This is a genomic window from Pseudonocardia adelaidensis (genome assembly GCF_039543345.1).
GTDB classification, from domain to species: Bacteria; Actinomycetota; Actinomycetes; order Mycobacteriales; family Pseudonocardiaceae; genus Pseudonocardia; species Pseudonocardia adelaidensis.
This window is the reverse complement of the sequence record NZ_BAABJO010000007.1, coordinates 71070-84747: the sequence shown is the minus strand read 5'-3', so window position 1 is coordinate 84747 and position 13678 is coordinate 71070. Positions and strand designations below refer to the sequence as shown.

Sequence of the window (13678 nt, the reverse complement as noted above, 5' to 3'; positions counted from 1 at the left end):
GACGCGAAGGACACCGGTTGTGCGATCACCTGTCTCGAGGGCCGCGCGCTGGGGCGGCGCGGTCGTACTGGGCGTCATCGTGACGATCGCGGTGTTCAGCTCGGGGAGCAGCGGCGGTGGTGCCGCGGCCACCCAGCAGCCGGGCACCGCCACCCGTACCGCGTTCGGCCCGCTCTCCGCGTCCGACGTCGACCTGGTGGTGAAGGTGCGCCAGGCCGGGCTGTGGGAGGGCCCGACCGGCCAGCAGATGGAGCAGCGGGCCACCAACGAGGTGGTGCGGGACGTGGGAAGGCGTATCTCCACCGAGCACGCCGAGCTCGACGCGATCGTCCGCCAGACCGCCGACCAGCTCGGGGTCACCCTGCCCAGCCAGCCGTCGGCGCAGCAGCAGGGGTGGATGGAGCAGATCTCAGCGCAGACCGGCGCCGACTACGACCGCACCGCGGTCAACCTGCTGCGCCAGGCGCACGGCACGGTGCTCCCGATCATCGCCCAGGTGCGCTCGGGTACCCGGAACGAGCTGGTCCGCCAGTTCGCCACCACGTCCGCCCAGTTCGTCACCCGCCACCACGAGTACCTCGAGAGCACCGGCCTGGTCGACTTCGAGGCGCTTCCCCAGCCGCCCGCTCCCGCGGCGGTGCCGGCTCCGGCTGCGCCCCTCGCGGCCGGGGCCGGCGGTGCGGCACCGGTGCCCACGCCGGTCGCGAACCAGGCGGGCGGGACGTTCGACGGCGTGCTCACCTCGGTGCGCGACGCCTCGCTGTCCTCGTGGCTCGCCGCCGGGCTCGCGTTCGTCGCCGTGCTCGGCGGCGGGGCTCTGCTCGACATGGTGTTGCGTGACCGCTCCCGCACCCGCCCCGCCGGCGCCAGCACCACACCCGCCTATCCTCCGGCGCGCCCGTTCCCCGCGCCGCCACGGCCGCCTGCGCCGCCACGCCCGCAACCGCCACGGCGGCGGCCGGATGGCAGGCGCAGGCCGGGCGGGCCCGCCGTGTTCGGCCTGCTCGTGATCGGCGTGCTGGCGCTGCCCCCGGTGCTGGAGGGCGCCGTGTCGACGCCGTCCCGGTCCTCGACGTCCACGGCCGTCGCCGCGGGCTTCGCGGCCCTCGACCCCGTTCCCGACCACGTCCTCGCCCTGGTCGCCGCCACCGAGGACGACCCGTCCGACGATGACGACGGGGGGAAGCGGGACGAGGGGAAGGACCGGGACGACGACCGCGCCGAGGCCGGTGGCGGCGCGGGGGGCGAGGACGGCGGCGACGCCCGGGAGGCGCTCAGCCAGGCGCTCGCCGCCCGCCAGGCCGACGAGGACCAGGACCAGAACAAGAACAAGAACCAGGACCAGAACGAGGACGAGAACGCCGACGCGGACGCCTTCCCCGGCCGCGAGAACGCCGCCCCGCCCGCACTCGCCGACTTCGCCGACATCGGTGAGGTCAGCGCGGTCGTCGCCGACCCCACCCCGGACGCCAACGCCTCCACCGGCAGCTTCGTGTCCGAGTGCGGCGAGCCGGACCCGGCGCTGCGCAACTCCGACAACTGGATCGCCAACCCCGGTGCCGTCAACGGCGCCCAGCACATGCACGACTACCTCGGCAGCGTCGCGACGGACGCGTCCACGGACGCCGGCGACCTGCTGGCGTCGGAGACGACGTGCGAGCTGGACAACCGCTCCACGTTCTTCTGGCCCGTGCTGCGGGACACGTCGAAGGTCGGTGCGGACGACAACGACGACGGCGGCGGCCTGGACGGCAACGTCGGGGAGATCATCGAACCCGCACAGGTCGTCATGCAGTTCCTCGGCAACCCGACCGGGCCCGTCTCGCCCATGCCCCAGCTGCTGCGCGTGATCACCGGGGACGCCAAGGCCGTCACCAACGGGGCGGACAACGTCCACGCCCAGTGGACGTGCCGGGGCTTCGAGGACCGGGCCACCACCCAGTACCCGCTGTGCCCGCAGGGCAGCCGGTTGCTGCGGGTGCTCGACTTCCCGTCCTGCTGGGACGGCGAGAACCTGGACTCGGAGGACCACCGCTCGCACATCGCGTTCGCCGACGAGGACACGGGCGCGTGCCCGCGGGACTCGGTCGCGGTGCCGCAGCTGCGGATGATCCTCGCCTACGACCAGCCGGGGGGCCGCAACTTCGCGCTCGACAGCTTCCCCGACCAGCAGCACCACCCGGCCACCGACCACGGCGACTTCGTCAACGGCATGCCCGACGAGCTGATGGACGCGGTCGTCGAGTGCCTGAACGAGGGGCTGCAGTGCTAGGCCGTGTCCCAACCCGCGACACCGCCGCGCCCACCCGCCCGTGGGTGCCCGTCGGGCCGGTCGGCGGGTGGGCCGGGGCCGCGGCGGGCGCCACCGCCGCAGGTGTGCTGCTGGCCGCGGCCGCCGACGGCCTGCTGCCCGGCGCCACGGCGATCGGCGTCACGGTGAGCCGCACGGCGATGGACGTGGCGGGCGTGGCGGTCGTCGGCCTCGCGCTGCTCGAGGTCCTCCTCCCGCCCGGGGACCGCAGGGCGGCGCCGGTGCTCGCCCGGACGGGGCGGGCCGCGCTCGCCGCCGCGGGCGCGTGGCTGGTGGCCGTCCTGTTCGCGATCGTCTTCGGCGCCGCCGCCGCGTTCGCCCGCCCGGTCACCGCGGTCGCACCGGACGAGCTGGCCACATGGGCCACCCGGCTCGGCGCGGGCCAGGGCATGCTGCTCGTCGCGTGCGCCACCACGGTCGTCGTCGGCTGCGCCGTCGTCCGCGTGCGCAGGCCCGCGCTCGTGCCGGCGCGGGTGGTGCTCGCCGCCGCCCTCTTCGCGGTGATCACGCCGGCCGTCACGGGCCACGCGGGCGCGGCGCACACCTACCAGCTGGTCGCCGTCGTCGGCGTCGGGATCCACGTGGCGGCCGCGGCCGCGTGGGTCGGGGGTCTGGGCACGATCCTCGTGCTGGTCGCGCCCCGGCGCGGCCTGCTCGTCGCCGTGTTGCCCCGCTTCTCCCGGCTCGCCGCGGTGTGCATCGCCGCCGTGGCGACCACGGGCGTGCTCACCGCCGCCGTGCGGCTGCCGCCCGCGCTGGCGCACGTCCGGTGGGAGGCCGCCGTACAGCTCTACCTCGCCACCGGCACCGGCCAGCTGCTGGTGGCGAAGACCGCGGCGCTGGGCGTGATCGGGTGGCTCGGCTGGCTCACCCGCCGCCGGCTGGCCGCGAGCCGGATGCCGCTGCTGCTCTGGGCCGGGCACGAGGTCACGCTCATGGCCGTGGCCGTCGGCCTGGCCGCCGCCCTGACGCAGACGGGCAGCGCCCACTGACCCCTCCCGCGCGCGGACCGTCCCGGTGGACCAGCGCCCTTGACCTGTACCTGACTTCAACTCCTACCGTCGCTCGCGACCGCCCCGTGGCGAGATCCGACGAGAACTGTCGGACCCCTTCGCCACACTGACCGCGCCCGACCGATGAGTTCCACCGGCCGGAGCGGTCGTACTGGCGGCGGGCCGGACGGCGACGGACAGGAGCAGCACGTGAGCATGGAGATGGTGGCGTGGCAGTCGATGTACCAGGCCGCCCACGCCCAGGAGGAGAGACGGCCGTTCTCGATGGCCACGCTCCGCCGGATCGCGGCCTTCGCCCGGCCCCACCGCCGGCGCATCACGGCGTTCGTGCTGGTCAGCGTCATCGGTGCGGCGCTCGCGGTGGCCACTCCCGTCCTCGCGGGGCGGGTGTTCGACACGATCAACGCCGGGGGTCCGCTCGGTGTGGTCGTGTGGCTCGCCGTCCTGATCGCCGTGATCGCCGTCGCCGAGGCGGGCGGTGGCATCCTCCAGCGCTGGCTGTCCGCGTCGCTCGGTGAGGGGCTCATCCTCGACCTGCGGGCCGCCGTGTTCGACCACGTCCAGCGCCAGCCCGTCGCGTTCTTCACCCGCACCCGCACCGGTGCGCTGGTGAGCCGCCTCAACAACGACGTCATCGGGGCGCAGCGGGCCTTCAGCGACACGCTGTCCGGGGTGGTCGGCAACCTGGTCCAGCTCGCGCTCACGCTCGGCGTGATGCTCAGCCTGTCGTGGCAGGTCACGGTGCTCGCGCTCGTCCTGCTGCCGCTGTTCGTGCTGCCGGCGCGGCGGATGGGCCGCAGGCTCGCCTCGCTCGAGCGGGAGGCGGCCGACCACAACGCCGCGATGGGCACGCAGATGACCGAGCGCTTCTCGGCGCCGGGCGCCACGCTCATCAAGCTGTTCGGCCGCCCCGCAGAGGAGACGCGCGAGTTCGTCACCCGCGCTGCGCGTGTCCGCGACATCGGCGTGCGCACCGCCATGGTGCAGTGGGTGTTCGTCTCGGCGCTCACACTCGTGTCCGCGCTGGCGCTCGCGCTCGTCTACGGCGTGGGCGGCTGGATGGCGCTGTCCGGCGGCGTCACCTCGGGCGACGTCGTGGCGCTCGCGCTGCTGCTCACCCGGCTGTACGCGCCGCTCACGGCCCTCGCCAGCGCCCGGGTCGAGGTGATGAGCGCGCTGGTGAGCTTCGAGCGCGTGTTCGAGGTGCTCGACCTGCCGCCGCTGGTCGCCGAGCCGGAGCACCCGGTGCCGCTCCCCGACGGCCCGCTGGCGGTCGAGTTCGGCGCGGTCCGCTTCGCCTACCCGTCCGCCGACAAGGTGTCGCTCGCGTCGCTGGAGGAGGTCGCCCGCCTCGACACGCGCGGCGGCGAGCAGGTGCTGCACGACGTCTCGTTCCGGGCCGAGCCGGGCCAGATGATCGCGCTGGTCGGGTCGTCGGGCGCGGGCAAGTCCACGATCGCGCAGCTGCTCCCCCGGCTCTACGACGTCGACTCGGGCTCGATCGAGCTCGGCGGGGTCGACGTGCGCGACCTGTCGTTCGACTCGATCCGCGGGGCGCTGGGGCTCGTCACGCAGGACGGGCACCTGTTCCACGAGTCGATCCGCGCCAACCTGCTGCTCGCCGCCCCGGGGGCGAGCGATGCGGAGATCTGGGACGCGCTGGAGCGCGCCCGGCTGGGCGAGCTCGTCGCCTCCCTCCCCGACGGCCTCGACACGATCGTGGGCGAGCGCGGCTACCGCCTGTCCGGCGGCGAGCGCCAGCGGTTGACGATCGCCCGCCTGCTGCTCGCCAAGCCGCGGGTCGTGGTGCTCGACGAGGCCACCGCCCACCTCGACTCCACATCCGAGGCCGCGGTGCAGGAGGCGCTCGGCGAGGCGCTGGAGGGCCGCACGGCGATCGTGATCGCCCACCGCCTCTCCACCATCCGCGCCGCCGACCAGATCCTGGTCCTCGAGGCCGGCCGCATCGTCGAACGCGGCACCCACACCGAACTCCTCGCGCGCGGCGGCCGCTACGCCGAGCTGCACCACACGCAGTTCGACCAGCCCGCCACCCCGACCCCGGTCGCGCTGGCCGGCAGCTGACCGGAGGCCGCCCGGCCGAGCTGAGGGGTCTCGGCCGGGCGGGAATGTTCGCGCGATGGTCGCCGGTGGTGGTGGGGGCGGAAGTAGGCTCGATCTGTCGCTCCCGGACCATTTCCGGAGTCACCCGGCGTGCGCGGCGTGGCGACGAACGGCACGCTGCACGGGTGATCGGCCTCCGGCAGACTCGAGGCGTGGACTTCCGCTCCCCCTACCGGCACGGGTTCCTCCGTGTCTCCGCCTGCACCATCAGCACCTCGATCGCCCAACCCGCAGCGAACGCGGACGCCGTGCTGCAGCTGGCCCGGGAGTGCCATGACGACGGGGTCGGGCTCGCGGTCTTCCCGGAGCTCGCCCTCTCCGGGTACTCGATCGAGGACGTCCTGATGCAGGACACCCTGCTCGACGCCGTCGAGGAGGCCGTGCAGCAGGTGGTGGCGGGCTCGGCCGACCTGCTCCCGGTGCTCGTCGTCGGGGCACCGCTCAGGTACCGGCACCGGGTCTACAACACCGCGGTCGTCATCCACCGCGGGCGGGTGCTCGGGGTGGCGCCGAAGTCGTACCTGCCGACGTACCGGGAGTTCTACGAGCGGCGGCAGATGGCGCCGGGCGACGACGTGCGCGGCACGCTGCGGATCGGCGACGCGGAGGTGCCGTTCGGGCCGGACCTGCTGTTCGCGGCCGAGGACGTGCCGGGGTTCGTGCTGCACGTCGAGGTGTGCGAGGACATGTGGGTCCCGATCCCACCCAGCGCGGAGGCCGCGCTCGCCGGCGCGACGGTGCTCGCCAACATCTCCGGCAGCCCGATCACCGTGGGCCGCGCCGAGGACCGGTGCCTGTACGCGCGGTCGGCGTCGTCGCGCTGCCTGGCCGCATACGTCTACGCGGCGGCGGGCGAGGGCGAGTCCACCACGGACCTGTCCTGGGACGGCCAGACGATGATCTGGGAGAACGGGCTGCTGCTCGCCGACACCGAGCGGTTCCCGAAGGGGCCTCGGCGATCGGTGGCCGACGTGGACCTGGACCTGTTGCGGGCCGAGCGGGCGCGGATGGGCACGTTCGACGACAACCGCCGCCACCACGCCGCCCGCGTCGACGCCTTCCGGCGGGTCGAGTTCCGGCTGGAGCCGCCCGGCGGCGACATCGGCTTCCACCGGGAGGTCGAGCGGTTCCCGTTCGTGCCGTCCGACGAGTCCCGGCTCGAGCAGGACTGCTACGAGGCATACAGCATCCAGGTCTCCGGGCTGGAGCAGCGGATGCGGGCGATCGGGCGGCCGAAGGTCGTGATCGGTGTGTCCGGCGGGCTGGACTCCACGCACGCGCTGATCGTCGCGGCGAAGGCGATGGACCGGGAGGGCCGCCCGCGCAGCGACATCCTCGGGTTCACGCTGCCCGGGTTCGCCACCGGCACGCGCACCAAGGGCAACGCCACCAGGCTCGCCGAGGCGCTCGGGATCACGTTCGAGGAGCTGGACATCACCGAGACCGCTCGGCTGATGCTGAAGAACCTGGAGCACCCGTTCTCGCAGGGCGAGCCGGTGTACGACGTGACGTTCGAGAACGTCCAGGCCGGGCTGCGCACCGACTACCTGTTCCGGGCGGCCAACCAGCGCGGCGGGATCGTGCTGGGCACGGGCGACCTCTCCGAGCTGGCGCTGGGCTGGTCGACCTACGGCGTGGGCGACCAGATGTCGCACTACAACGTCAACGGCGGGGTGCCGAAGACGCTGATCCAGCACCTCATCCGCTGGGTGGTCTCGTCGAAGCAGTTCGACGAACACGTGAACGCGGTGCTCACCGACGTCCTCGACACCGAGATCACTCCCGAGCTGGTGCCCACCGGCGAGGACGAGGAGGTGCAGAGCAGCGAGGCGAAGGTCGGGCCGTACTCCCTGCAGGACTTCTCGCTGTTCCAGGTCCTGCGCTACGGCTTCCGCCCCTCGAAGATCGCCTTCCTCGCCTGGCACGCGTGGCACGACTCGCGGCACGGCGACTGGCCGGCCGGCTTTCCCGAGGACGAGCGACCCGCGTACACGCTGGCCGAGATCAAGCACTGGCTGGAGGTGTTCGCGCAGCGCTTCTACGGCTTCAGCCAGTTCAAGCGGTCCGCGTTGCCGAACGGCCCGAAGGTGTCGGCGGGCGGGTCGCTCTCGCCGCGCGGCGACTGGCGGGCGCCGTCGGACATGTCGGCCCGCATCTGGCTCGACGAGATCCACCGGGAGGTCCCGGCAGAGTGGGACGGGTGAGCCGGAAGAGCTGGGGCCTCGCGGCGCTGCTGGCGCCGGTGCTCGTCGCCACGCCGCTGGCGTGGTTCGCCGCGTCCACCGGCGGCAGGCGGACCACCGTGGAACGGGCGCAGGCACGGCCCGTCGCACTCGTGCTGGGCGCCGGCCTGCGCGCGGACGGGCGGCCGACCCTGCTGCTGGCCCGGCGGCTGGACATCGCGGCCGACCTCTACCACCGCGGCACGGTGGACGCGGTGCTGGTGAGCGGCGCGGACGACGAGCCCGCGGCGATGCGCACGTACCTGCTCGCCGCGGGCGTGCCCGACGCCAAGATCGTCTGCGACGACGCGGGCGTCCGCACCTGGGACTCGTGCGTGCGGGCGCGCGAGGTGTACGGCGTGCGCTCGGCGATCGTCGTCACGCAGGAGTTCCACCTGCCGCGGGCGGTGGTCCTCTGCGCCGCCGCCGGCATCGACGCCATCGGCGTGGGCGATGCGAGCCTGGGCGCGCGGCGCACCGCCACGGTCTACGGGTGGCTGCGGGAGATCCCGGCTGCGGTCAAGGCGCTCGGCGACACGATCTTCCGCAGGCCGCCGCAGCACGGGGGAGAGCCGACGAGCACGCTCGCCGAGGCCGTGCGCGTTCCCCGGGCAACTGGACGTTCCTCCACCACCTGACGGGGGCACTGGAGGTTCGTCCGTCGTCGGCCGGCCGCGCCGCCGCTTGACTGGAGCGCGTGACCACCGCGACCACGCATCCCGCACTCGCCCCGGCCCGGCTCGGCGTCCACGCCCTGCGCAACCGGCTGGCGGTCTCCCCGATGACCCGGGTCTCGGCGACGCCGGACGGCGTCCCGACCCCGGACATGGCCGACTACTACGGCGCGTTCGCCGACGGCGGGTTCGGGCTGATCATCACCGAGGGCGTCCACCCGGACGCCGAGCACAGCCAGGGCTACCTGAACCAGCCCGGCCTCGTCACCGACGCGCACGTCGCAGGGTGGCGGACGATCACCCGGCGGACGCGTGCCGCGGGTGCGGTGGTGATCGCGCAGCTGATGCACGCCGGCGCGCTGTCGCAGGGCAACCCGCACCGCGCCGGCACGGTCGGTCCGTCCCCGGTCCAGCCGCGTGGGGAGATGATGCCGGAGTACGGCGGGAACGGACCGTGGCCGGTGCCGGCCGAGCTCACCGTCCGCGACCTGGAACGCATCGTCGAGGGCTTCGCCTCCGCCGCGGTGCGCGCCCGCGAGGCGGGGTTCGACGGCGTCGAGATCCACGCCGCGAACGGCTACCTGCTCGACCAGTTCCTCACCGGGTACACGAACCTGCGCACCGACGCCTACGGCGGTTCCCCCGCCAACCGGGTGCGGCTCGCCGCCGAGGTGACGGGCGCCGTCCGTGCCGCGGTCGGGTCCGAGTTCCTGGTCGGCGTCCGGCTCTCGCAGACGAAGGTCAACGACTTCGAGTACCGCTGGCCGGGCGGCCGGCGCGAGGCGGAGGTCATCTACGCGGCGCTCGCGGACGCACGGGCCGACTACCTGCACATCGCGAGCGAGGGCCGGGCGTTCCTGGAGGCCGCGCTGCTCGACGGCGGGAGCACGACCACCGCGCTGGCCCGCGGCACGACCGGGCTGCCGGTGATCGCCAACGGCGGCATGCACGACCCGCAGCAGGCCGAGCGGGTGCTCGCCGACGGCCACGCCGACCTGCTCAGCGTGGCCCGGGGGGCACTCGCGAACCCCGACCTGCCGCGCCGGCTGGCCGCTGGGGCACCGCTCGAGCCGTTCGACCGCGCGATGCTCTCCCCGAGCGTGACCCTCGACAACGCCCGGCGCTGGCGGTCGGCCCGAGCCGCCCGGTGAGGACCGGCCTACGACGCTCGCTCCGAGCCGCCGAGCAGCTGGTCCGGCCGGCTGGCGTAGACCGCCATCCACGACGGCCTCACGCGGTAGAAGACGACGTCGGACCAGTCGAACGAGTTGTCCCCGTAGAACCCGTGGAGATACCGGTGGACCTCCGGCCAGTCCGGGGCCGGCGGCCCGTCGACCGGGTTGAGCTCCTCGGCGACGCCGTGGACGAACACGCCGAGATCCTCCCCGCGCAGGTGCGCGACGCTCGCCGCGGGCCGCACGCTCAGGTGCCGTGCCTTCGCCGCGCCGCGGGCCGTGCCGAACACCCAGCGGCCGTGCAGGAGGTGGCCGTCGACGGCGCTGACCCGGGGCTCGCCCTTGGCCGTGACCGTGGACAGCACGAGGACGCACATGCCCGTGAGCACCCGCGCCAGCTGCGCCGCGGTCAGGCTGCGCTCCCCGGTGATGATCGAGCGCAGGTGGGCGGTGGACCGTCCGAGGGAGGCGTCGAGAAGGGTCTGCAGGTCCTGGAGTTCGGTTTCGGTCTCGTACACCCGACCAGTGTGACGGCAAAACCTGACAGTTCTTGTGGAGGTTCGATGGGATCTCCTCGGCAGGCGGACCGATGTGCCCGGCGGCACCGGCCGGGCGGTGCGCGTCCGGGTGCCTAGTGCCGGTGGCCGACCGGCGACCGCGGCTGCCGATGGCCCGCGGCTCCGAATGGGGCCGAATCGACCCCGGGCGGCAGTTCCTCCGAAACCGGCCCCGAGCGGCGGTGACCAAGGGCAGATGGTCGCTGTTGGAGATCAGGATCCCCGTCGCCGGCCGCCGATCTACGCACCGACCTTCCTTGACGGATCGCCAGCCGCCTCCAGGGCCAGGAAGAGGTCCACCCGGTCAGCCGTGCGGCTCACGTCGCGGCCCGTGAGCTCCGCGACGCGCGCCAGGCGGTTGCGCAACGTGTTGACGTGCACGTAGAGAGCCTCGGCGGTGGCGCCCCAGTGACCGTCGTGGTCGAGGAAGGCCCGCAGGGTGGCCTCCAGCTCCCCGCCGCGGCGGCGGTCGTGCTCGCGCAACGGGCCGAGCACGGTGTCGGCGAACCGCTGCAGCTGCCCGGGCTCCTGCAGCCCCAGCAGGAGCCGGTAGCCGCCGAGCTCGGCGAACGTGGTGACGTCCGGGCCGCCGCGCCGGGCGCGCAGCACCCGCACCGCCTCGCGGGCCTGTGCCAGCGGCCTGCGCAGCTCCGCCGCGTCGGGGGCGGTGCCGCCGATCCCCGCCACCGGTTCGCGGGTGGGGAAGCGCGCGGCCAGCGCGGCGACGAGCCGGCGGGCGAGCGCCGACAGGTCGGCCTGCGGGCGGCGCCACGGCAGCACCGCCACGACGTCCTGGCTCCCGCCCGCGACGAGGGCGGGGAGGCTCTCGGCGAGGAAGAAGTCCGTGATCGCCTCGACCACACCGGGCAGCGTCGGATCGCCCGACCGGAAGGCGACGGCGCACACGGCGAGCGGCGCGTCGGGGTCGACGCCGAAGGCCCGCAGCCTGCCCGGAACCTCCGCGGCCCTGGGCGCACCGGAGAGCACCATGTCCAGCAGCTCGCTGGCGAACCGCTGTTCGATCGCCTGCACGGTCTGCTGGCGCGCGACCTCCAGCGAGAGGAACCGCGCCGCCTGCTCCAGCGCGTCGCGCTCGACCCGGTCGAGGGCCGTGACGGGGCGCAGGCAGAGCAGTGCGGCGTCGACGTCACCGACCGCGCCGACCGGGTAGATCGTGGCCCGGCCCGCGGGGCCGAGGTCCACCTCGAGGGGCCGCGGACGGCGGGCGAGCGCACCCGCGGCCGTGGCCGCCTGCTCGGTGTCCAGCTGCGCGCCGGCCGCGCCGAGCACCCGCCCCATCCGGTCGACGACGGCGAGCGGCAGGTCGTGGTCGCGGCGCAGCACCGCGAGCACCCCGGACGCGCCCGCCCCGTGCGAGATCGCCGCGGCCAGTGCGTTGCCCCGCCGGACGAGTCCCACGAGGGCTTCCTGGCGCTCGGCCGCATAGGTCGCCGCGGCCGCCCGCGTGATCGCCGTGAACGGCACCTCGACCGAGATCTCGAGCAGCGGAAGGCCCGCGGACCGGCAGGCCTCGACCAGCCCTTCCGGGGTGCTCGCGCGTTCGGTCCGCAGCCCGAAGACGATCCCGGCGGCGCCCGCCCTCCGGACACCGGCGACGAAGCCCGCCGGCTCCGCAGCGTCCAGCCAGAGGCCGTTGGTCAGCACGAGCTCGCGCTCCCGCACGTACCGGGAGGGGTCGGCCAGCTCGGTGTTGTGCACCCACACGACCTCGGCGTCGAGCGCCCCCTCCGTTCCCGGGACGAGCAGGCGCAGCTCCAGCGCCGGGTCGGCGAGCAGCGCGCGCAGCGTGAGCACGGTGGAAATCTATACAGCCCGGCGACCAGCTGATAGACGTTCCTCCACTCCGCCGCGGTCTCGTGTACTGGCTGCCGGCCGCCGGTCGCGCCCGGCGGCCTGACGGACCTCGGCCCGTCGACGCGACAGCGTCGACGGGCCGGGTGGTGATGTGCTCAGCGGCCGATGCGCTGGGCCATCATCTGCTTGCCCTGCTCGGCCCCCTTGCGGCTCTCCCCCTGGGCGCGGCGGAAGAACTCGGCGAGCTCGTTGTCGCCGTCGCGCTCCGCGTCCTGCGCGTACTGCTCGAGCCGCAGGGCGTTGCTCAGGCACGCCTCGGTGAACCAGATGATGTTGTAGTCCTTGTCCTTGGTGCCGGTGACCTGGCCGGTCTCGGTCGTGGACATCGCGTGTGTTCCTCCTCGTCCTCGCCCACTGTCGGACCTCCGAGGGCATACCCACGGGCTGTCGCCGAACACACAGCGTCCCCCGGTAGGAGGCAAGTTAGCCTCTCCTCAATTCTGGAGAGGGAGAGCTCGATGAGGTGGATGGCGGCCAGCGCGCTGGTCCTCGCCCTGGTGGCGGCCTGCGGTGGCGCGACCGACGCGGGCTCGACCGGCCCCGGCAACACGGACGTGGCCACCGGCGGCCGGCTCTTCTCCACGGCCGACGAGGCCACCGCCGAGCTCGGGGCCGACGCCGCCCCGGGCGTCTTCCCGCGCACGGTCACGCACGCCCGCGGCACCACCCGGCTGGAGCGCAAGCCCGAGCGGGTCGTCGTGCTCGACACCGGGGAGATCGACGAGGCGCTCGCGCTGGGCGTCGTCCCGATCGGGACGGCCACCCCGAACGGCACCATCCCGTCGTACCTGCAGCCGCAGCTTTCGGGCAGCACGAACGTCGGCTCGCTCGACGGGCTGCGGCTCGAGGCGATCGCCGCGCTGAAGCCGGACCTGATACTCGGCAGCCAGCTGCGGGTCGACGACCTGTACGACGAGCTGTCCGCGATCGCCCCGACCGTGCTGAGCATCCGGCCCGGGTTCCCGTGGAAGGAGAACCTGCTGCTCGCCGGGGCGGCGCTCGGTGAGGAGACCAAGGCCACGGAGCTGCTGAACGAGTACCAGCGCCGCGCCGACGCGATCCGCGCGCGGTTCACCCAGCCGCCGACGATCTCGCTGCTGCGGTTCATGCCCGAACGCATCCGGCTGTACGGCAACCTCTCGATGATCGGCGTCGTGCTGCGCGACGTCGGGTTGCCGCGCCCGCCGAACCAGGACATCGACGAGCTGGCCACCGAGATCTCGCCGGAGCGGATCTCGGAGGCCGACGGCGACTGGATCTTCTACTCGAGCTACGGCCCGAAGGAGGGCACCGCAGAGGGCTCGGTGGTCGGCGGGGAGCTGTGGGGCCGCCTCGGCGCCGTGCAACGCGGCACGGCGCGCCCGGTGGACGACGAGGTCTGGTTCCTCGGCCTGGGCCCGATCGGCGCGTCCCGCGTGCTCGACGACCTGCAGGCCTTCCTGGGCTGACGGAACCTAGTCCGCGCCCGACCCGTCGCCGAGCGGCTCGTCGCCCGCGAGCTCCAGGTAGGTGTCGACCTCCTGCGGGGACGGGTCGGTCCCGGCCGCCTCCGCGTACTCCTCGGCCCGCTCGGGGTCGTGCTCGAAGCCCGGCTCTGCCGGGCCGGGCTCGGGATGCGCATCCGGTGCGCTCACGGCGCCTCCTCACGCTCGACGATCCTGGGGTCCCGACGCTGTACCCCGTCACGCCGCCCGTAGACGTCACCGGCCACACTTGATCGAAGGCTC

Annotated in this window: 11 protein-coding genes; 7 read left to right on the top strand and 4 right to left on the bottom strand. The window is 74.0% G+C overall.

All coding sequences use genetic code 11. The features are described from left to right. The first annotated feature begins 19 nt into the window (after positions 1 to 19). The 6 genes from ABEA81_RS10980 to ABEA81_RS10955 all read left to right on the top strand — a co-directional run bounded on the left by ABEA81_RS10980 (position 20) and on the right by ABEA81_RS10955 (position 9495). Positions 20 to 2272: a DUF1996 domain-containing protein gene (locus ABEA81_RS10980; protein WP_345604844.1), complete on the top strand. Its 2253-nt coding sequence runs from the start codon at positions 20 to 22 to the stop codon at positions 2270 to 2272. Between the two features lie 44 nt (positions 2273 to 2316). Further along, on the top strand, positions 2317 to 3303 hold the full coding sequence (locus ABEA81_RS10975; protein ID WP_345604843.1) for a CopD family protein: 987 nt from the start codon (positions 2317 to 2319) through the stop codon (positions 3301 to 3303). A 216-nt stretch (positions 3304 to 3519) separates the two neighbouring features. Beyond that, entirely contained in the window at positions 3520 to 5409 is a 1890-nt protein-coding gene (locus ABEA81_RS10970; protein ID WP_425570522.1) for an ABC transporter ATP-binding protein, read from the top strand. Between the two features lie 191 nt (positions 5410 to 5600). Beyond that, a complete protein-coding gene (locus ABEA81_RS10965) occupies positions 5601 to 7652 on the top strand; it encodes an NAD(+) synthase (protein WP_345604842.1) in 2052 nt (683 codons plus the stop codon). Further along, entirely contained in the window at positions 7649 to 8308 is a 660-nt protein-coding gene (locus ABEA81_RS10960; protein ID WP_345604841.1) for a SanA/YdcF family protein, read from the top strand. Before ABEA81_RS10965 ends, ABEA81_RS10960 begins: the two co-directional genes overlap by 4 nt. A 59-nt stretch (positions 8309 to 8367) precedes the next feature. Further along, positions 8368 to 9495, top strand: coding sequence for an NADH:flavin oxidoreductase (locus ABEA81_RS10955; protein ID WP_345604840.1), 1128 nt, complete (start codon positions 8368 to 8370; stop codon positions 9493 to 9495). Between the two features lie 8 nt (positions 9496 to 9503). On the opposite strand, the gene ABEA81_RS10950 is transcribed toward ABEA81_RS10955, so the two are convergent. From ABEA81_RS10950 to ABEA81_RS10940, 3 genes are all read right to left on the bottom strand, one after another. After that, positions 9504 to 10037: a pyridoxamine 5'-phosphate oxidase family protein gene (locus ABEA81_RS10950; RefSeq protein ID WP_345604839.1), complete on the bottom strand. Its 534-nt coding sequence runs from the start codon at positions 10035 to 10037 to the stop codon at positions 9504 to 9506. Between the two features lie 279 nt (positions 10038 to 10316). Further along, positions 10317 to 11891: a PucR family transcriptional regulator gene (locus ABEA81_RS10945; protein WP_345604838.1), complete on the bottom strand. Its 1575-nt coding sequence runs from the start codon at positions 11889 to 11891 to the stop codon at positions 10317 to 10319. A 155-nt stretch (positions 11892 to 12046) separates the two neighbouring features. Next, the gene (locus tag ABEA81_RS10940) at positions 12047 to 12277 is read right to left on the bottom strand and encodes a hypothetical protein (RefSeq protein ID WP_345604837.1); all 231 of its coding nucleotides are present in this window, start codon (positions 12275 to 12277) and stop codon (positions 12047 to 12049) included. A gap of 132 nt (positions 12278 to 12409) precedes the next feature. On the opposite strand from ABEA81_RS10940, the gene ABEA81_RS10935 reads away from it, so the two are divergent. After that, positions 12410 to 13399, top strand: a complete 990-nt coding sequence (locus ABEA81_RS10935) for an ABC transporter substrate-binding protein (protein ID WP_345604836.1) — start codon at positions 12410 to 12412, stop codon at positions 13397 to 13399. Between the two features lie 6 nt (positions 13400 to 13405). On the opposite strand, the gene ABEA81_RS10930 is transcribed toward ABEA81_RS10935, so the two are convergent. After that, entirely contained in the window at positions 13406 to 13585 is a 180-nt protein-coding gene (locus ABEA81_RS10930) for a hypothetical protein (RefSeq protein WP_345604835.1), read from the bottom strand. Positions 13586 to 13678: the final 93 nt, after the last annotated feature.

What these genes read in the sequence shown, in the direction of transcription:
- ABEA81_RS10970 (WP_425570522.1), top strand. Translation starts at nt 3,520, where the DNA reads ATGGAGATGGTGGCGTGGCAGTCGATGTACCAGGCCGCCCACGCCCAG.
- ABEA81_RS10935 (WP_345604836.1), top strand. Translation starts at nt 12,410, where the DNA reads ATGAGGTGGATGGCGGCCAGCGCGCTGGTCCTCGCCCTGGTGGCGGCC.
- ABEA81_RS10940 (WP_345604837.1), bottom strand. Translation starts at nt 12,277, where the DNA reads ATGTCCACGACCGAGACCGGCCAGGTCACCGGCACCAAGGACAAGGAC.